General features: G+C 71.1%; 16 protein-coding genes. 9 read left to right on the top strand and 7 right to left on the bottom strand.

What is annotated here, in order from left to right; all coding sequences use genetic code 11:
* Positions 1-59 precede the first annotated feature (59 nt).
* Together AB0I66_RS29950 and AB0I66_RS29945 are read left to right on the top strand one after the other, a co-directional pair.
* The gene (locus AB0I66_RS29950; RefSeq protein ID WP_363211051.1) at positions 60-1,265 is read left to right on the top strand and encodes an MFS transporter; all 1,206 of its coding nucleotides are present in this window, start codon (positions 60-62) and stop codon (positions 1,263-1,265) included.
* A gap of 77 nt (positions 1,266-1,342) precedes the next feature.
* Positions 1,343-2,779 (top strand): solute carrier family 23 protein, encoded by a 1,437-nt coding sequence (locus tag AB0I66_RS29945; protein WP_363211050.1) that lies wholly within the window; start codon positions 1,343-1,345, stop codon positions 2,777-2,779.
* Here AB0I66_RS29945 and AB0I66_RS29940 read toward each other — a convergent pair.
* The gene (locus AB0I66_RS29940) at positions 2,758-3,879 is read right to left on the bottom strand and encodes a glycoside hydrolase family 6 protein (RefSeq protein ID WP_363211049.1); all 1,122 of its coding nucleotides are present in this window, start codon (positions 3,877-3,879) and stop codon (positions 2,758-2,760) included. The genes AB0I66_RS29945 and AB0I66_RS29940 overlap by 22 nt on opposite strands.
* A gap of 233 nt (positions 3,880-4,112) precedes the next feature.
* Here AB0I66_RS29940 and AB0I66_RS29935 point away from each other — a divergent pair, with 233 nt between their 5' ends.
* Both AB0I66_RS29935 and AB0I66_RS29930 read left to right on the top strand, forming a co-directional pair.
* The gene (locus AB0I66_RS29935) at positions 4,113-4,817 is read left to right on the top strand and encodes a DUF5995 family protein (protein ID WP_363211048.1); all 705 of its coding nucleotides are present in this window, start codon (positions 4,113-4,115) and stop codon (positions 4,815-4,817) included.
* Between the two features lie 97 nt (positions 4,818-4,914).
* Positions 4,915-5,847: an LLM class F420-dependent oxidoreductase gene (locus AB0I66_RS29930; RefSeq protein ID WP_363211047.1), complete on the top strand. Its 933-nt coding sequence runs from the start codon at positions 4,915-4,917 to the stop codon at positions 5,845-5,847.
* Positions 5,848-5,949: 102 nt separating this feature from the next.
* On the opposite strand, the gene AB0I66_RS29925 is transcribed toward AB0I66_RS29930, so the two are convergent.
* Together AB0I66_RS29925 and AB0I66_RS29920 are read right to left on the bottom strand one after the other, a co-directional pair.
* Complete coding sequence (locus tag AB0I66_RS29925) at positions 5,950-7,644, bottom strand: NAD(P)/FAD-dependent oxidoreductase (RefSeq protein WP_363211046.1); 1,695 nt, start codon at positions 7,642-7,644, stop codon at positions 5,950-5,952.
* A gap of 69 nt (positions 7,645-7,713) precedes the next feature.
* Positions 7,714-8,511 (bottom strand): carbon-nitrogen hydrolase family protein, encoded by a 798-nt coding sequence (locus AB0I66_RS29920; RefSeq protein WP_363211045.1) that lies wholly within the window; start codon positions 8,509-8,511, stop codon positions 7,714-7,716.
* A 325-nt stretch (positions 8,512-8,836) separates the two neighbouring features.
* Here AB0I66_RS29920 and AB0I66_RS29915 point away from each other — a divergent pair, with 325 nt between their 5' ends.
* The gene (locus AB0I66_RS29915) at positions 8,837-9,457 is read left to right on the top strand and encodes a Repetin (protein WP_363211044.1); all 621 of its coding nucleotides are present in this window, start codon (positions 8,837-8,839) and stop codon (positions 9,455-9,457) included.
* Here AB0I66_RS29915 and AB0I66_RS29910 read toward each other — a convergent pair whose 3' ends face one another.
* Together AB0I66_RS29910 and AB0I66_RS29905 are read right to left on the bottom strand one after the other, a co-directional pair.
* Positions 9,458-9,913 carry an Lrp/AsnC family transcriptional regulator gene (locus tag AB0I66_RS29910; protein ID WP_363211043.1) on the bottom strand — a complete coding sequence of 152 codons (456 nt, stop codon included), beginning with the start codon at positions 9,911-9,913 and terminating at the stop codon, positions 9,458-9,460.
* 10 nt (positions 9,914-9,923) lie between these two features.
* Positions 9,924-11,393 carry an amino acid permease gene (locus AB0I66_RS29905; RefSeq protein ID WP_363211042.1) on the bottom strand — a complete coding sequence of 490 codons (1,470 nt, stop codon included), beginning with the start codon at positions 11,391-11,393 and terminating at the stop codon, positions 9,924-9,926.
* A gap of 316 nt (positions 11,394-11,709) precedes the next feature.
* On the opposite strand from AB0I66_RS29905, the gene AB0I66_RS29900 reads away from it, so the two are divergent.
* Genes AB0I66_RS29900 through AB0I66_RS29890 form a run of 3 tightly spaced genes read left to right on the top strand, consistent with a single transcriptional unit; the run spans position 11,710 to position 14,746 of the window.
* Entirely contained in the window at positions 11,710-12,825 is a 1,116-nt protein-coding gene (locus tag AB0I66_RS29900; protein WP_363211041.1) for an LLM class flavin-dependent oxidoreductase, read from the top strand.
* The gene (locus AB0I66_RS29895; RefSeq protein WP_363211040.1) at positions 12,822-13,631 is read left to right on the top strand and encodes an SDR family oxidoreductase; all 810 of its coding nucleotides are present in this window, start codon (positions 12,822-12,824) and stop codon (positions 13,629-13,631) included. Before AB0I66_RS29900 ends, AB0I66_RS29895 begins: the two co-directional genes overlap by 4 nt.
* The gene (locus AB0I66_RS29890; protein WP_363211039.1) at positions 13,628-14,746 is read left to right on the top strand and encodes a GDSL-type esterase/lipase family protein; all 1,119 of its coding nucleotides are present in this window, start codon (positions 13,628-13,630) and stop codon (positions 14,744-14,746) included. Before AB0I66_RS29895 ends, AB0I66_RS29890 begins: the two co-directional genes overlap by 4 nt.
* Here AB0I66_RS29890 and AB0I66_RS29885 read toward each other — a convergent pair.
* A complete protein-coding gene (locus AB0I66_RS29885; RefSeq protein ID WP_363211038.1) occupies positions 14,737-15,165 on the bottom strand; it encodes a helix-turn-helix domain-containing protein in 429 nt (142 codons plus the stop codon). The genes AB0I66_RS29890 and AB0I66_RS29885 overlap by 10 nt on opposite strands.
* 111 nt (positions 15,166-15,276) lie before the next feature.
* On the opposite strand from AB0I66_RS29885, the gene AB0I66_RS29880 reads away from it, so the two are divergent.
* Positions 15,277-16,029, top strand: coding sequence for an NAD(P)H-binding protein (locus AB0I66_RS29880; protein ID WP_363211037.1), 753 nt, complete (start codon positions 15,277-15,279; stop codon positions 16,027-16,029).
* A 68-nt stretch (positions 16,030-16,097) separates the two neighbouring features.
* Here AB0I66_RS29880 and AB0I66_RS29875 read toward each other — a convergent pair whose 3' ends face one another.
* Positions 16,098-17,540, bottom strand: a complete 1,443-nt coding sequence (locus tag AB0I66_RS29875) for a GuaB1 family IMP dehydrogenase-related protein (protein WP_363211036.1) — start codon at positions 17,538-17,540, stop codon at positions 16,098-16,100.
* Positions 17,541-17,659 lie beyond the last annotated feature (119 nt).

Here is a 17,659-nt window from a genome sequence, read left to right as displayed (position 1 = left end):
GGGTTCCTGATAGTTTACGTCGCCGTAGCGGGCGGCACCTCGGGAGGGGCAGGGCATCGATGAGTGAAGTGACCTACGACGTAGGGCAGTTGAAGCGGGCGCGGTACGCCGTGGCGGCCGTCTTCTGTGTGCACGGCGCCGTCACCGGCTCCTTCGCCACCCGCGTGCCCTGGATCCAGGAGCACGCAGACCTCAGCGCCGGACTGCTCGGCCTCGCCCTCGCCTTCCCCGCGATCGGCGCCTCCGTGGCGATGCCGCTCGCGGGCTGGGTCAGCCACCGCTTCGGCGCACGGACCGCGCTGCGCGGCCTGCTCGCCCTGTGGACGCTCTCCCTGATCCTGCCCTCGCTCGCGCCGAACCTGCTCACGCTCTGCCTGGCCCTGTTCGTGTACGGCGCGACGGCGGGCATGTCGGACGTGGCGATGAACGCCCTCGGCGTCGAGGTAGAGGCCCGCATGAAGAAGTCGATCATGTCGGGACTGCACGGCATGTGGAGCGTCGGCGCCCTCATCGGCTCCGCGGCCGGCACGGTCGCCGCCCATCTGGGCGCGGACGCGCGCCTGCACCACGCGCTCGCCGCCGCGGCGCTCACCGCGATCGGCCTGATCGCCTGCCGGGGCGTGCTCGACCTCCAGGCGGAGCCCGAGGACGTGGCGCCGCCGCGCTTCTCGCTGCCGCCCAAGTCGGCGCTCCTGATCGGCGCGGTCGGCTTCTGCGCGGTCTTCGCCGAGGGCGCGAGCCTGGACTGGTCGGCGGTCTATCTGCGGGACGTCCTGGACAGCTCGGCCGGTGTCGCGGCGGCCTGCACCACCGGGTTCACGCTCACCATGGCCATCGCGCGGCTCGCGGGCGACGCGGTGGTGGACCGCTTCGGCGCGGTCCGCACGGTCCGTGTGGGCGGCGTGGTCGCGGCGCTCGGCGGTCTCCTCGTGGTGGTGGCACCGCACCCGGCGGTCGCCATGTCCGGGTTCGCGCTGCTCGGGCTCGGCATCGCGGTCGTGGTGCCCCTCGCGTTCGCCGCGGCAGGACGCAGCGGACCGAACCCGAGCCAGGCCATCGCGGGCGTCGCCACCATCACGTACACGTCGGGCCTGATCGCCCCGTCCGCGATCGGCACCCTCGCCGACGCGACGAGCCTGGTCGTCTCCTTCGGCCTGGTGACCGTGCTCGCCTGCGGGCTCGCGGTGTTCGCGGGAGTGCTGCGCACGGACGGCCGCGAGGCCACTCCGGTCGTCCCGGCGGACGCGCCCGCCGGGAACCCGTGAACCTTACGCCGGATTAACATTGCGCTGACTCATTCGGGTCTTGACAAAGTCGGGCGCACAGAAGGCGGAACTGAACCATGGATCTCGGCGTGCGCTGGAGACTGCACGGCGACGGGCGCACCCCCGCGCCCGGAGCAGTCGTCCGTCCCGACGAGCGGCTCTCGTGGCCGCGCACCTTCGGGCTCGGCGCCCAGCACGTGGTCGCCATGTTCGGCGCGTCCTTCGTGGCGCCCGTCCTGATGGGCCTCGACCCGAACCTCGCGATCATGATGTCGGGCGTCGCGACGGTCATCTTCCTGCTCGCCACGCGCGGCCGGGTGCCCAGCTACCTGGGCTGTTCGCTCTCCTTCGTGGGCGTGGCCGCCGTCATCCGCGCGCAGGGCGGCTCCTCCGCGACCGTCACGGGCGCGGTCTTCGTGGTCGGCGCGGCGCTGTTCCTGGTGGGCCTCGCCGTCCAGAAGTTCGGGGCGCGGATCATCCACGCCGCGATGCCGCCGATCGTCACCGGCGCCGTCGTCATGCTGATCGGCTTCAATCTGGCCCCGGTCACGGCGTCCACGTACTGGCCGCAGGACCAGTGGACGGCGCTCCTGGTGATGCTGTTCACCGGTTTGGCCGTGGTGTGCCTGCGCGGATTCTGGTCACGCGTCGCGATCTTCCTGGGGCTGATCTTCGGGTACGTCCTGTCCTGGGTCCTCGACCTGGTCTTCGGCAAGATCCACTCGGCGGACGGCTCGGGCAAGGTCGTCGACCACTGGCGCCTGGACCTCTCCGCCGTCGGCAACGCCGACTGGATCGGCCTGCCGACCTTCCACGCGCCGAGCTTCGAGTGGTCCGCGATCCTCGTCGCGCTGCCCGTCGTCATCGCGCTGGTCGCCGAGAACGCCGGACACGTCAAGGCGGTCGGCGAGATGACCGGCGACTCCCTGGACGACAAGCTCGGCACCGCGATCTCCGCCGACGGTGCCGCCTCCATGCTCTCCACGGCGGTCGGCGGCCCGCCCAACACGACGTACTCCGAGAACATCGGCGTGATGGCCGCGACCCGCGTCTACTCCACCGCCGCGTACTGGGCCGCCGCCTGCTTCGCCCTGCTCTTCGGCCTCTGCCCCAAGTTCGGCGCGGTCGTCGCGGCCATCCCGGGCGGCGTGCTCGGCGGCATCACCGTCATCCTGTACGGCATGATCGGCCTGCTCGGCGCCCAGATCTGGATCAACGCCGGGGTGGATCTGCGCAATCCGCTGAACCTCGTCCCGGCCGCCGCGGGCATCATCATCGGCGTCGGCGGCGTCTCGCTGAAGATCACCGACAACTTCGAGCTGAGCGGCATCGCGCTCGGCACCATCGTCGTGATCACCGGCTACCACGTGCTTCGCGCCTTCGCGCCGCCGCACCTCAAGTCGCAGGAGCCGCTGCTCGATTCGGGCACGTCCACGTACGACGCCACCGACCGGGACGCCAACGCCGACGCCGACGAGAGGGGCGACGGCCCTCAGCCGCGCGCCAAGTCGTAGGCGTAGCCGGGCGTGAACGTCCCCGGCGCGCCCTTGCAGCCGTCGGACTCGCCCGGCAGTTTGACCCACAGGTAGGCGTCGATGCGGGCCTGGCCGGTACGCAGCGTCGGGTTCGGCCCGAGCGTGCGGCCGTCCGGGTCGCACCACTCGCCGTCCGCCGGGGCGCCGTTTCCGTTGCGGCTGGTGTCGATGACGGCGCCGAGACCCGCCGGACCGCCGAGCGCGGACAGGACCTTGCGTGCGTACGCGGCCTCGGCGTCGGTGCGGTGGAAGTTCGAGACGTTGGTGAAGACGCCGTCGGACGACGCGGAGGACGCCGCGCCCGCCGCGCGCAGCCGTCCGGCCTGCTTGGCCGCGGCGTTCCAGCCGGAGTGCCCGGCGTCGTAATAGACCCTGGCCCTGGGGTTGGCGGCCTTCAGGGTGCGGCCCGCGCGGGCGAGCGAGGCATAGCGGGCCGAGCGCTCCTGCGCCGAGAGGCACTCGGAGAGCGCGATCGCGTCCGGTTCCAGGATGACGATGACCTCGCCGGAGCCGAGGCCCGCGGCGAACTTCTCGATCCACGCGTCGTACGCCGCGAGGTCCGGCGCCCCGCCCTGCGACGCGCCACCGCAGTCGCGGTCCGGTATCGCGTACGGCACGACGACGGGCACCCGGCTCCCGGCGTTCGACGTCACCGCGCGCACCCGGGAGGTGATGGTCCCCGGCGCGTAGTCCGCGAACCACACGGCGGCGGGGTGGGCGGCGATCCGCGACTCGATGAGCGGCCTGCGCGGGTCGCTCCGGTTCGCCCTGACCCAGTCCAGGACCTGCGAATCGCCGTGCCGGTAGAGGGAAGCGGCCGGGGCGGCGGCGCTGGTCGGCTTCTTCGGGCGCTGCGTCGAGGGCTTCGGTTTCGGCTTCGGGGCCGTGGAGGACTTCGCGGGCGAAGGCTTCGCCGAGGTCTTCGTGGCGGACGGCGTCGGCACGGCGGGCAGCGGTTCGAGCGTCGGCGACTTCGTCACCTTCGGGCGCGCCTGGTCCTTGCCGCCGCCTTCGTCCAGGGCGGACACCATGCCGGTGACGGTGCCGACTGCGGCCACGACCGAGGCCGCGGCGACCATGACACCGCGGCGGGCGGCGCCTGAGTGCCCGGCGCTCCGCTCAGTCGTCCTGTCGGCGCGATGTCGTGCGCGTTTACCTGTCACGGTGTGCTGTCCCTCCCCTCTCCCGTGTCCCCCTGACACGGCGCGCCGGCTCCCCTCCCCAGGGGCACACACGGTCGCCGTTCCCTCGTTCTGGGGAAGCGGCCGGTGCGGTGGCACTCGGGCCAGCCTACGGCTGGGACCCTGCCACCATGGCGCAGTCGGAGCGGTTCGCGGAGTTCACGGGCTCGGCACACGGGGTGGACGGCGTGGTGACGCGGATGCGCGCGCTGGGCGCCGGATTCCCCTCGGGCGACGGGGTCGGGGTCTTCAACCGGGTCTATCTGTCGGTGACCGAAGAGGTGGGACGCCATCTCGACACCGGGCGTTTTCCGGACAGCGCAGCCGCGGTCACGCTGGACGTGCTCTTCGCCGAGCGCTATCTGCGGGCGGTCGACGCGGTGGCCGCCGACCGCAGGCCGCCTGCCTGCTGGCGCCCCCTGTTCCAGCTCCGGCGCCATCCCGGCGTACGTCCGCTGCAGTTCGCGCTCGCGGGCATCAACGCGCACATCGGCCACGACCTTCCGCTGGCCGTCCTGGACACCTGTCGTACGCTCGGCTGTGAACCGGCCGACCTGGAGGACGAGTTCGACCGCGTGGGCGACATCCTCGTCTCGCTGGAGGAGAGCATCCGCGAGGACCTGATGCCGGGCCCCGACCTCTTCCAGATCGCCGATCCGCTCACCCACCTGCTGGGTTCCTGGAGCCTGGAGCGGGCCAGGGACAGCGCCTGGGCGACGGCACTGACGATGCGGGCCCTGGACGAACTGCCCGGCGTCGCCGACGAGTTCCTGGAGCGCCTGGACGGAGCGGTCGGCCTGGTGGGCCGGATGCTGCTCACTCCCCTGCCGGACTGATCCGGCCGCCGTGTGCCCGCGCCGAGGAACTCCCGGACGGTAGCTGTACGTTGAAGGCAGTGACCCCGGATGACCCAGGACGCGAAGGAGCACCAGCATGGCCACACGACTCGGCCTCAGCCTCCCGCAGGGCCGGCAGTACAGCATCGGCCGGGACGTCCCGGCTGTCGCCCGCGCCGCCGAGGAGATCGGGTACGAGAGCCTGTGGGTCTACGAACGCGTCCTGTTCCCCGAACCCGCGACCCAGGGTCTGTACGGCGTCGAGGGCCTGCCCTGGCCCGACACCTACCGCTCGGTGCCCGATCCGCTGATCACACTGACCCTGGCCGCCGCAGCCACCGAGCGGGCCCGCCTGGGCACCAGCGTCCTGGTCGCCCCGCTGCACGTGCCGTTCCAACTGGCGCGCTCGCTGGCGACGTTGGACGCGGCGAGCGGCGGCCGCGTCGTCGCGGGGTTCGGCACGGGCTGGTCCCATGACGAGTACGCGGCTTCGGGGGTGGCCCCCTTCGAGAAGCGCGGCAAGGTCCTGGACGAACTGATCGACGTCTGCCACGCGGTGTGGGGCCCGGACCCGGTGTCGTACGAGGGTGAGCTGACCACGATCACCCCCTCGGTGGTCGGCCCCAAGCCCGCCCGCCCCATCCCCATCCTGCTGCCCGCCAACAGCCCGCGCGCCCTGCGCAGGCTCGTCGACCGCGCCGACGGCTGGATGCCGGTGGGCGTGGGCGCCGAGAAGCTGGCCGAACAGGCCCAGGCACTGAAGGAACTCGCTGCCGAGCGGGGCCGCACCGAGCCGGTCCAGAGCGTCCTGCGGGCCAACGCGCGGTACACGGCGCAGCCGTACGAGGGCGAGAAGCGCGCCCCCTTCCGGGGCAACGTCGCCCAAATCGTCGAGGACCTCGAGGCACACGCCTCGACGGGCGCGGTGGAGGAAATCCTCATCGAACTACAGGGCAGCACGAGGGACGCGGAGGAACTGAAGGACTTGGCGGCGGAGGTGTACGAGGCGGCGAGGGCGGCCGGGGTATAGGGCGAGTGCCCCGAAGGGGCGCAGCCCTAGGGGCGCGGGGAACTGCGCGACCAGCCACGACGGTCCGGCAGGTCCCCACGCGCCCTGAGCAAGACGGCGGTGTCAGTCCTCAGGCAGCTCGACGGGAGCAATCTCGTCGTACACGTCCCCGGGCCCCGGGTTGGTCGCGTCCGTGCCACCGCCCAGGTGGTGCATGACGCCCCACACGGCGTTCAAGGCGGTCGTCACCGCACCCTCGGCCCACCCCGCCGTCCAAGAGATGTCGTCCCCGGCAAGGAAGATCCCCCGCTTGTCCTCGGGCAGCGACTCCTGCATGAAGTGGGTGAACAGCCGCCGCTGGTAGCGGTAGTGCCCCGGCAGGTTCGCCTTGAAGGCGCCCATGAAGTAGGGCTCGTTCTCCCACGACACCGTCACCGGGTTGCCGATGATGTGCTTCCTGATGTCGACCTTCGGGTAGATCTCGCCGAGCGACTTGAGCATGACCTCCATGCGCTCGTTCGCCGACAGCGGCAGCCACTTCAGGCTGTCGTCGCACCAGGTGTAGGAGAGGCAGATGACGGCGGGCTTGTCCGGGCCGTCGTCGAGCAGGTACGTGCCGCGCGTCATCCGGTCGGTGAGCGTCATCGACATGACGTCACGCCCGGTCTCCTCGTCCTTGTCCAGCCAGAACGGCCGATCCACGGGCACGAACAGCTTGGAGGACTCCATGTAGTGGGTCCGCTCCATCGCCGTCCAGTGGTCGATGGGGAAGAGCGTGTCGTCGCACGCGATCTTCGAGAGCAGCAGCCAGGACTGGGCGGTGAAGATCGCGGCCTGGTAGGTGCGGATGTCGCCCGATGCGTCGGTGACGGTGACGCGGTTGCCCGCGGTGCGGTCCAGACGGGTCACGGCGGGCTTCGGCACGCCGCCCTCGTGCAGCGAGCTCAGGGAGGTGCCGGGCGCCCAGTGCACGATCTTCTGCGGCTCGCGGTCCCACATGCGCAGGGGCAGCTGCTGGCTGCCGCCGACGATGCCGCGGTGGTGGTCGTCGGCCTCGGTGTAGACGACGCGCAGGATCTCCAGGATGGAGTTGGGGAAGTCGGTGTCCCAGCCGCCCGTGCCGAAGCCGACCTGGCCGAAGATCTCGCGGTGCCGGAAGGACTTGAACGCCTCGGACTCGCAGAGGAAGCCGTAGAAGGTCTGGTTGTCGAGCTTCTCTACGAGCTTGGACCAGATCTCGCGGATCTTCGGCACGTCACGCTCGCGCAGGGCGCGGTTCATGTCGGAGAAGTCGGCGCCCTCCTCCAGGCAGTCGTTCCACGCCTTCGCCACGTCGCGGTAGACCTGCGGCAGGTCGGCGACGGTCTCGGCGTAGTGCGACTCGCCCTTGAGGTCGACGACCGTCGAGGGGGTCGACTCCGCGAGGGGGTTGGGGAACGGCTGGGTCTTGAGGCCCACCAGGTCGATGTAGTGCTGCAGCGCCGTCGAGGACGGCGGGAAGCGCATCGCGCCCATCTCGGCGGTCAGCTCGCCGTCACAGCCCTCGAAGCCGACGGTGCGCAGTCGGCCGCCGATCTGGTCGGCCTCGTAGACGACGGGCTTGAGGCCCATCTTCATCAGTTCGTACGCCGCCACGATGCCGGACAGGCCGCCGCCGATGACCGCGACCTCCGTGCCGTGCTCGGTCGCGGGTATCTGGCCGAGGCCGGCCGGGTGGGCGAGGAAATCGTCGTACGCGTAAGGGAAGTCCGGACCGAACATGGTGATCGGCGGCTGGGCGTCGGTGTGCTGGACGGCGGTGGGCACCGTGGACGTCATGGGGTACGGACTCCTTGCGGGAACGGCAGAACAGAAGAAGGGGAAGCTCGGGGCGGCGCGGACCAGGGGTCAGACCAGGGAGGCGTACAGACCAGGGCGGCGGTCGCGGAGGTAGGGGTTGGCCTCGCGCGACGCGGCGAGGAAGACCGGGTCCGCGTCGGCGAACACCAGCTGCTCGTCCCGTCCGGCACGGGTGCGCGCGACACCGTCGGGTCCTGCCAGCGTGGAGAGCCCGACGAACTCGAACTCCCCTTCCTTGCCGACCCGGTTGACGTACGCGACGTACATCTGGTTCTCGAAGGCCCGCACCGGCACGACCGACTCGGCGACGAACTGGAAGGGGTGCATCTGGGCCGTGGGCACGAGCAGCAGGTCGGTGCCCGCGAGGGCGTGCGCGCGGACGTTCTCCGGGAACTCCACGTCGTAGCAGATCATCAGACCGACCCGCAGACCGCTCAACTCGGCCTGTACGACGGTCTGTTCACCGGGAGTGAAGTAGTCGCGCTCGAAGCAGCCGAAGAGGTGGGTCTTGCGGTAGTTCGCGAGACTGACACCATCCGGACCGATCAGCTGGACGGAGTTGAAGACCCGCTCCCCGTCCCGCTCCGGGTAGCCGTAGGCGATCGCGACGCCGTGGCGTACGGCGGTCTCGGCGATCGCGGCGGCCGACGCACCGTCGGCGGCCTCGGCGAGGCGCGGCACGTCGTCGCCGATCGCGTACCCGGTGAGGTACAGCTCGGGCGCGACAAGGAGGCCCGCGCCCGCCGCAGCGGCACGGCCCGCGGCGTCGTCGAGCGCCTTGAGGTTCTCGGCGACGGAGCCGAGCTGCCCGGAACTCTGGAGCAGGGCGGTGCGCAGCGCAGGCATGGCGGATCCTCGGGGCGTACGAAGGGGCAGGTGGGGTCCGTTAGACGGTACGGTCGGCGGCCCTGCCGGGACAAGGCGCGAGCGTTGCGGGCAGATGCTTGATCTGTTGCGCGTACGGGCCCCTCGGCGGCGATTCGTTGCGCGACGGTGTGGGACCGGAGCCGTAGCCGTGTCCACCGCCGGGTGCAGGGCGGGCGGAGGTGTTCCCCGCCGCGCGGCGGAGGCGGATTGCCGCCTGTGGCCGGACGTGCCGGTACCCCCTGCCGCGAGACGGTGATCTCGCCCGGAAGGACCGGGTGAACGGCACTTCGGACGGAGGCTCCCCGTGAGCCGCAACGCAAGCACCCGGATCACCGACAGCCGCCCGACCAGCACGCGCAGCCGCGCGATCGCCGTCGGGACCGCCCTGCTGCTGTCCCTGGGGGCGGTGGGAGCCGCCGTCGCGTCGGACGGCGGCGGAGCATCCGAGGCCGCCTCGGACTCCCGGGCCCGCGAGGCCGCCGCCCTCACCGGCAGCGCGAAGCTGTACCGCAAGACCACCGAGGACGTGACGTTCACCTTCGACGCGCACCTGGCGCAGCGCGACACCATGCGCCCGGACAAGGCGACCGGCACCTTCAAGTTCGTGCACCTGGACAAGCCGGGCGGCGAGGGCGGCTGGGCGAAGGGCCGCATCGACTGCCTGATCACGGGCGGCAAGGTGGCCACGGCCACCGGCATCATCACCGACACGAACCTGAAGGAGATCAAGGGCGGCCGTGTGGGCTTCACGGTCCACGACCAGGGCAAGCACGATCGCGTGGGCTACAGCTGGGCCGCGGTGGGCCACCCCGACGGGACGAAGAAGCTGACCAAGTGCACCAGCTCCGCCCCCTTCGAGAAGGTCAAGAAGAGCACCGGCGACTTCGACGTCACACCCTGGCACCCCACGTACCCGACGGACTGACTAAGCGGGCGCCCCGGAGGAGAAGCGCCGCATCAAGGGCGAGAGCACGAGCACGGACTTCGTCCGTTCCACGAACGGCTCACCCGCGATCCGTTCCAGTACCCGTTCGAAGTGCCGCATGTCGGCGGCGAAGACCTGGACGACCGCGTCCGCGTCACCGGTGACGGTGGACGCGGACGCGATCTCCGGATACCTCTCCAGACCTCGCCGGATCGCCTCCGGCGAGGTGTTGCGACGGCAGTAGATCTCGATGAACCCCTCGGTCTCCCAGCCGAGCGCGGCCGGGTCGACCCGCACGGTGAATCCCGTGATGGCCCCGGTCTCCCGCAGCCGGTCGACGCGCCGTTTCACGGCCGGCGCGGAGAGCCCGACCAGCTGGCCGATGTCGGCGTAGGAGCGGCGGGCGTCCTCGGCGAGGGCGTGCACGATGCGTTCGTCGAGATCGTTCAGTCGCACTGGGGGTGGATCACTTCTCTGCGGAGGCCAATCGGGAGCGGCTCATGCCGTACAGGAAGTAGAACACGAGGCCGACGGCCATCCAGACACCGAAGACGACCCAGGTGACGGTGTCGAGACTGAACATGTTGTAGGCGCAGAAGCCGAAGCCGAGGACCGGGAAGAGCCAGCCGAGCGGCACGCGGAAGGTGCGCGGCATGTTCGGGCGGGTCCGGCGCAGCACGATGACGGCGATGTTGACCAGGCCGAAGGCGAAGAGCGTGCCGATGCTGGTGGCGTCGACGAGCTTGCCGAGCGGGATGACCGAGGCGAGCGCCGCGCAGAACAGCGACACGATGACGGTGTTCACGCGGGGCGTGCCGGTCTTCTTGCTGACCTTGCCGAACGCCTTGGGGACCAGGCCGTCGCGGGACATGGCGAACAGGACGCGGGTCTGGCCGTAGAGGACGGTCAGGACGACGGACGCGATGGAGATGACGGCGCCCGCGGCGAGCAGCGTGCCCCAGAAGCTCTGGCCGCTGACGTCGTTCATGATCGCGGCGAGCGCGGCCTCGGAGCCCTCGAATTCCTTCCAGTTCCAGGCGCCGACGGCGACGGCGGCGACCAGGACGTAGAGGGCGGTGACGATGATCAGCGACAGCATGATCGCGCGGGGCAGGTCGCGCTGCGGGTTCTTGGCTTCCTCACCTGCGGTGGAGGCGGCGTCGAAGCCGATGTACGAGAAGAAGAGGCTCGCGGCGGCCGCGCTGACACCGGCCGTGCCCAGCGGCATGAAGTCCGAGTAGTTGCCGGACTTGAAGCCCATGAAGCCGATGGTGCAGAAGAGCACGAGCGCGGCGATCTTCACGATGACCATGATCGTGTTGGCCCGCGCCGACTCCTTGGCGCCGCCGAGCAGGAACACCATGGCGAGCAGCACGACGATCAGGCCGGGCAGGTTGATGATGGCCCCGTCGACCTCGCCGGGCGCCGCCGAGAGGGCGTCCGGGATGGTGACGCCGATGGTGCCGTCGAGCAGTTCGTTGAGGTACTCGCCCCAGCCGACGGCCACGGCGGCCACGGACACGCCGTACTCCAGGACCAGGCACCAGCCGCAGACCCAGGCGATGAGTTCGCCCATGGTTGCGTACGCGTACGAGTAGGAGGAGCCCGCCACCGGTATGGTGCCGGCCAGCTCGGCGTACGAGAGCGCGGAGAAGAGGGCGGTGAGTCCCGCGATCACGAAGGAGATGGTGACGGCGGGCCCGGCCTTGGGGACGCTCTCGCCGAGGACCACGAAGATGCCGGTGCCGAGGGTGGCGCCGATGCTGATCATGGTCAGCTGCCACATGCCGAGTGAGCGCCGCAGTGAGCCGCCCTCACCCTGGCCGCCCTCCGCGACCAGGAGTTCCACCGGCTTGCGCCGCATCAGACGGCTGCCGAACCCGGCGACCCCCTGGGGACTCGGTCGGTTCTGCGGGGGTGCGCCTTGGTCGAGCACGCATGGCTCCTTCATCGCTGCCGGTCAGGCGGTCAGGGCGGGCGGGACCGGCGGCAGCTCCCATGCATGGACGGGGACCGCCGAGCAGGCGGTCCCCGCCACACCACGTACAGCGGATGACTCTATGAGGCGCGCTTCACGTACGTAATGCAGCAACGTTGCGCAGACCCGCATGATCGTTGCGTACGTCCCCGTCCGGCGGGTCTTCGTTGCGCGGTCCGTTTCGTCCGTTGCGTGCCGGGGCGCCGGGGAAGTCATTGACACTTCGTCAGATCTCCCCCATCGTGCACCCCGGTCGAGAGGGAGGCAGCAGGCCATGGACCTCGATGTGCTGTACGAGATCGACGTACCGAAGCCATGGAGCGGACCCCATCCGCACGGCCAGCGCACCGCCGAGCAGCGCGCATACCGCGAGGCCGTGGAGCAGATCCGGCTCGCGGACCGGGTCGGCTTCCGCACGGTGTGGGCGGTGGAGCACCACTTCCGCGAGGGCCGCTCGCACTGCCCCGCGCCCGAAGTTCTGCTCGGCCATCTCGCGGCACTCACCGAGCGGATACGCCTCGGCTTCGGCGTCACGCTCACCCCCTTCGGCTTCACTCCCCCGCAGCGGATCGCGGAGAAGGTGGCGGCCGTGGACGTCCTGTCGGACGGACGCGTGGAGTGGGGCACGGGCCGCTCGACTCCCATGGAACAGACGGCCTTTGGCGTCGACCGCGAGCAGTCGCGGTCCGACTGGCGCGAGGCGATCGAGATCGTGACGGGCATGTGGCGCGAGGAGTATTTCGCCTACGAGTCGGAGCGCTTCACCTTCCCCCGGCGGATGGTCACCCCGAAGCCGGTCCAGGACCCGCACCCGCCCTGCTGGATGGCCGCCACGTCCCCCGGCTCGGCGGAGGTGGCGGGCGCGGCGGGCCTCGGCCTGCTCTCCTTCTCGATCATGCAGCCGCTCGACGCCATGGCCCGTCAGGTCGCCGCCTACCGCGCGGCGGCCCGTACCCCGTCCCCGATCACGGACGTGACCACGGACCGCGTCAGCGCGTACACGCTGGTGCATGTCGCGGACCGCCCCTCGCGGCGGGTCTGGGACTCGGTCGCCTGGTGGTACCGCAACCTGGCCCAGTTCACGCTCGACTGGGAGCTGCCGCACCTGACCCCCGACGAGCGCGAGCGGACGTTCCCCTTCCTCACCCCGATCATCGAAGGAAGCGGCCCCGTGGCGGAGTTCAACGACGGCGACATGATCCTCATCGGGGACGCGGAGACCATCGTCCGCAAGGCGAAGCGTTACGCCGACCTCGGCATCGACCAGCTCATCTGCTACGTCCAGTGGGGCTATCTGGAGCACCAGGAGATCCTGCGCACGATCGAGATCCTGGGCAAGGAAGTCATCCCCGAGCTGGCGTCCTACCGTCCGCGGCAGGCGGCACCGTGAGCGAGCCGCTCGACACCTCCCCCGTCCCCGACTACGCCTCCCTGCACCGCCTGGACGACCGCGCCTTCGTCGTCCTCGGCGCGGGCAACGGCATCGGCCGCCAGACCGCGCACGCGCTCTCGGCGGCGGGCGCGCGGGTCCTGTGCGTGGACCTCGACAAGGGCCGCGCGGAGGCGGTCGCCGACGAGACGGGCGGGGTCGCGTACGTCGCGGACGTGACGCGGCGCGAGGAGATGAGGGAGCTCTTCGCCTACGCACGACGGGAGTTGGGCCCGCTCGGGGGCGTGGTCGACATCGTCGGCATGGCCCGCTACGCACCTCTGGACGAGTTGGACGACGCCTCCTGGGACTGGCACTTCTCCCTCGTCCTGCGGCACGCCTGGCTGGCGGTCCAGTACGGCGGTGAGGCACTCGCCGACGCGGGTGGCGGCCCGCTCGTCTTCGTCGCGTCGGTGTCGGGCCTGACGGCGGCACCCCTGCACGCCGCGTACGGGGCCGCCAAGGCGGGCCTGGTCTCCCTGGTCCGCTCGGCGGCGGTGGAGTACGGCCCGCGCGGTGTACGGGTGAACGCGGTGGCACCCGGCGTCGTCTGGACGCCGCGCGTGGCGGGCCTGATCGGCGAGGAGGGCCGCGAACGGAATGCCCGCAACGCCCCGCTCGACCGGGTCGCCGAGACCTCGGACATCGCCTCCGCCCTGCTCTTCTTCGCCTCGCCGCTCTCCGCGTACGTCACCGGGCAGACGCTCGTCGTGGACGGCGGGGTCGGCGTGAAGTTCCCGTATCCGACCATCGGGGGCGCACGATGAGGGAGTTCGTGCGGGGTGCGCCTTGGTGGACGGAGGACGGCCGACCGTCACGCGCCGACCCGTCCGACCGCGAGCGCCTCCCCCAGGACACGTGGGAACGAGCGGGCCTACCGGCCGGGGTCCGCCTCGAATTCACGGCACAGGGAGTGCCCGCGGTGGAACTCAACTACACCGCATCACACCCCTCACCAACGGACGCGTACAGCACGACATCCCCGGTCTTCACACTGCTCACGGACTCGGCCATCGGGGACGGCGGCACGCAGACGGGAGCGAGCAGCCCCACCAGCCTCGCGGGCAGCGGCGGCGCTTCTGCGGCGCGGGGTGGTGATGCGGCGGCCTTCCGCGCACACGCCCAAGCCGCCGCTCCGGCACAGGCACAGGCACAGGCACCGGAGCCCGCCCGCGACACCCCCGCGTCACCGGGCACTCACACGGTTCGGATTGAACTTCCCTGCCCCAACGGCGACTTCACCCTCCACCTGCCCCAGACTCTGCGTCCCGCCCTCTCCGAACTCCGTCCCGTCGGCGGTGGCTCGCTGCGGCCACGGCGGCGGCAGCCGCGGTGGCTGGTGTACGGCGACTCGATCGTCGAGGGGTGGTCGACGAGCCGCCCGCATCTGGCCTGGCCCGCGCTGGCGGGACGCGCCCTCGGCGTGGAGACGGTGAACCTCGGGTACGCGGGAGCCGCACGCGGGGAGCTGGCCTCCGCCGAGCAACTCGCCACACTGGACGCCGACTTGATCACCCTTGCCTTCGGCACGAACTGCTGGTCGCGGGTGCCGCACTCGGCGAGGCTGCTGTACGAGACGGCGCGGGCGTTCCTGGACCTGGTGCGCCGGGGACACCCGGACGTTCCCCTCCTGGTCGTCTCCCCCGTGCTCCGCCCCGACGCCGAGACGGTGCCGAACGTGCTCGGCGCCACGCTGCGGGACCTGCGCACCGCCATGGAGCGGGCGGCCCTGGACGCGGGCGCCGATCTGCTGCCGGGCGGCGGCCTGCTGGACGCCGGGCACCTGGTGGACGGGGTGCATCCGGGCGACACGGGCCACGCGATCCTCGCGGAGGCGGTGGCGTCAGCGCTGCGGAAGAGGCCGGCTCAGGCTCACGGCTGAGCCGCCTCGTCGTACGCCTCGCGCGCCGCGGCGATCGCCGGACGGTGACCGATGGACCAGTCGGCGAGGGCCTTGACCAGGTGGGTGAGGCTGTGGCCCATCTCGGTCAGCTCGTACTCGACCTGCGGCGGAATCGTCGGGTGGACGGTGCGCTTGACCAGCCCGTCACGCTCCAGGCGCCGCACGGTGAGCGTGAGCATCCGCTGCGAGATGTCGCCCTGAATCCTGCGCTGCAGCTCCTTGAACCGCAGGACGCCCGAGGCGAGTTCGACCACCACGTACACGGACCACTTGTCGCCGAGCCGGTCCAAGACGTCCCGCACCCCGCACTCGTCCTGCGGGGTCTCACAGCTGATCACCGGCTCGGCGGCGGCCGTAGCGCCTGACGGGGTGGTTACCGCCGTGTGCCCTGCTGACATGAATGTGCCTCCTTATGCGCCCGCGTCGCGCGAACCACCATGGTCACAGGCCCGGTCACCCGGCCCCGCCCGGACAGCGGGCACAACCACTCACCACGGGGGAACCTTCCCATGCTCATGATCACCGGCGCCACGGGCGCCCTCGGCACGCTCGTCACCGCCCGCCTCGCGGACCGCGACGACGTCGTCATCGGCAGCCGCAGTCCCGCCCCCGGCGGCCGCCGGGCCGACTTCGACGATCCGGCGTCCCTGGACTTCACCGGCGTCGACACCTTGCTGGTCATCTCCGCGGGCGCAGCCGAGGACGACGTGGTCATCGCCCGCCACGAGGCGGCGATCTCGGCGGCCGAGAAGGCGGGCGTCGGCCACCTCGTCTACACCAGCCTCAGCGGCGACGGAGACCACCTGACGTACGCGCTCGCCCACCGCTGGACCGAGCGCAGGCTGCGCGGCTCCTCGCTGAACTGGACGGTCCTGCGCAACGGCCTGTACGCGGAGTTCCTCGCCGCCGTGGCACGTGCGGACCTGGCCGATGTCGCGGTACGGGTGGCGACGGACCCGGCCCCGCACTCGGGCCGCACCTACGAGCTGGTGGGCGAACAGGCCCTGGGCGGGGCCGACTTGGCAGCGGCACTGGACGCGACGTACGAACCAGCCACCCTCGCCGCCACCCGCGAGGCGATCACCACGGCGGGCCAAGCCCTGCCTTTCCAGGTGCCGATGCTCCTGAGCACGTACGCGGCTATAGCGGGCGGCTTCCTGGACGGCACGGCAGTCGCGGACCGCGGGTCACTCCGAGCCCTGCTGGGCAGGGCCCCCCGCCCGGCCATCGACGCGTACAGAGCAGCGCTGCCGGGTTCTTAGGGGCGCGGGGAACTGCGCGACAAGCCACGACGCGCCCGCAGTCGAATACGCAGCTCCCCGCGGAGCGTCTAGCTCCAGCTGGCGTGCAGAGGCTTACCCTCCGCATAGCCCGCGGCACTCTGCACACCCACGGTGGCCCGCTCCGCGAACTCCTCCAGGGAGCCGGCACCCGCGTACGTGCAGGAGGACCGGACGCCCGCGATGATCGAGTCGATCAGGTCCTCGACGCCGGGACGCTCCGGGTCCAGGAACATCCGCGAGGTCGAGATGCCCTCCTCGAACAGCGCCTTGCGGGCGCGGTCGTAGGCCGACTCCTCGCTCGTGCGGTTCTTGACCGCACGCGCCGACGCCATGCCGAACGACTCCTTGTAGAGGCGGCCGTTGGCGTCCTGCTGCAGGTCGCCCGGGGACTCGTACGTCCCGGCGAACCACGAGCCGATCATGACGTTCGACGCACCGGCGGCCAGCGCCATGGCGACGTCACGGGGGTGGCGGACACCGCCGTCGGCCCACACGTGCTTGCCGAACTTCGCGGCCTCCGCGGCGCATTCGAGCACCGCGGAGAACTGCGGCCGGCCGACGCCGGTCATCATGCGCGTGGTGCACATGGCACCGGGGCCCACACCGACCTTGATGATGTCGGCACCGGCCTCGATCAGGTCCCGTACGCCCTCGGCGGCGACGATGTTGCCCGCGACGATCGGCACCTGCGGGTCGAGCGCGCGCACGGCCTTGACCGCGGCGATCATCGACTCCTGGTGGCCGTGCGCGGTGTCCACGACGAGGGTGTCGGCGCCCGCGTCGAGAAGCTGCTTGGCCTTGGCAGCGACGTCGCCGTTGATGCCGACGGCGGCGGCGATGCGCAGCTTGCCGTTGGCGTCGAGGGCGGGCGAGTAGAGGGTCGCGCGCAGGGCGCCCGTGCGGGTGAGGATGCCGGCGAGGCGGCCGTCCTTGCCCACCGCGGGGGCGTAGCGGCGGTTCGCGGCGTCCAGCTTGTTGAAGGCGTCGCGGGGGTCGATGTCCGCGTCGAGCAGCACGAGGTCCTTGGACATGACCTCGGAGATCTGGGTGAAGCGGTCCACGCCGTTCAGGTCCGTGTCGGTGACGACGCCGACCGGCTTCTGGTCGGCGTCCACGACGACGCCCGCGTTGTGCGCGCGCTTGGAGAGGAGCGCGAGCGCGTCGGCGACGGTCTGCGTGGGGGCCAGGACGATCGGGGTGTCAAGGACGTGGTGGCGCGTCTTGACCCAGGAGATGACCTCGGTGACGACCTCGATCGGGATGTCCTGCGGGATCACGACGAGGCCACCGCGGCGGGCGACGGTCTCGGCCATGCGGCGTCCGGCGATCGCGGTCATGTTCGCCACGACCAGCGGGATCGTGGTGCCGGTGCCGTCCGGCGACGAGAGGTCCACGCCCTGGCGCGATCCGACGGCGGAACGCCGCGGCACCATGAAGACGTCGTCGTACGTCAGGTCGTACGCAGGCTGGATGTCATTGAGGAAACGCACGTGCTGCTCATCCCAGTCGATCAGAGGTGGCCCCCGGACAGTTAGGCCGAGGGAAAAGCACGTACTTCAGTGTCCCATGTCCCGGGTGATGCGCCGCCTGGGACGATCACCCAGCCGGA

This window comes from Streptomyces sp. NPDC050439, from assembly GCF_040655335.1.
Taxonomy (GTDB): domain Bacteria; phylum Actinomycetota; class Actinomycetes; order Streptomycetales; family Streptomycetaceae; genus Streptomyces.
This window is presented reverse-complemented; position numbering and strand designations above follow the sequence as displayed.

Coding starts and splice junctions, on each gene's coding strand:
- AB0I66_RS29890 (WP_363211039.1), top strand. CDS start 13,628: ATGAGGGAGTTCGTGCGGGGTGCGCCTTGGTGGACGGAGGACGGCCGA.
- AB0I66_RS29930 (WP_363211047.1), top strand. CDS start 4,915: ATGGCCACACGACTCGGCCTCAGCCTCCCGCAGGGCCGGCAGTACAGC.
- AB0I66_RS29935 (WP_363211048.1), top strand. CDS start 4,113: ATGGCGCAGTCGGAGCGGTTCGCGGAGTTCACGGGCTCGGCACACGGG.
- AB0I66_RS29950 (WP_363211051.1), top strand. CDS start 60: ATGAGTGAAGTGACCTACGACGTAGGGCAGTTGAAGCGGGCGCGGTAC.
- AB0I66_RS29945 (WP_363211050.1), top strand. CDS start 1,343: ATGGATCTCGGCGTGCGCTGGAGACTGCACGGCGACGGGCGCACCCCC.
- AB0I66_RS29940 (WP_363211049.1), bottom strand. CDS start 3,879: ATGGTCGCCGCGGCCTCGGTCGTGGCCGCAGTCGGCACCGTCACCGGC.
- AB0I66_RS29880 (WP_363211037.1), top strand. CDS start 15,277: ATGCTCATGATCACCGGCGCCACGGGCGCCCTCGGCACGCTCGTCACC.
- AB0I66_RS29885 (WP_363211038.1), bottom strand. CDS start 15,165: ATGTCAGCAGGGCACACGGCGGTAACCACCCCGTCAGGCGCTACGGCC.
- AB0I66_RS29920 (WP_363211045.1), bottom strand. CDS start 8,511: ATGCCTGCGCTGCGCACCGCCCTGCTCCAGAGTTCCGGGCAGCTCGGC.
- AB0I66_RS29925 (WP_363211046.1), bottom strand. CDS start 7,644: ATGACGTCCACGGTGCCCACCGCCGTCCAGCACACCGACGCCCAGCCG.
- AB0I66_RS29900 (WP_363211041.1), top strand. CDS start 11,710: ATGGACCTCGATGTGCTGTACGAGATCGACGTACCGAAGCCATGGAGC.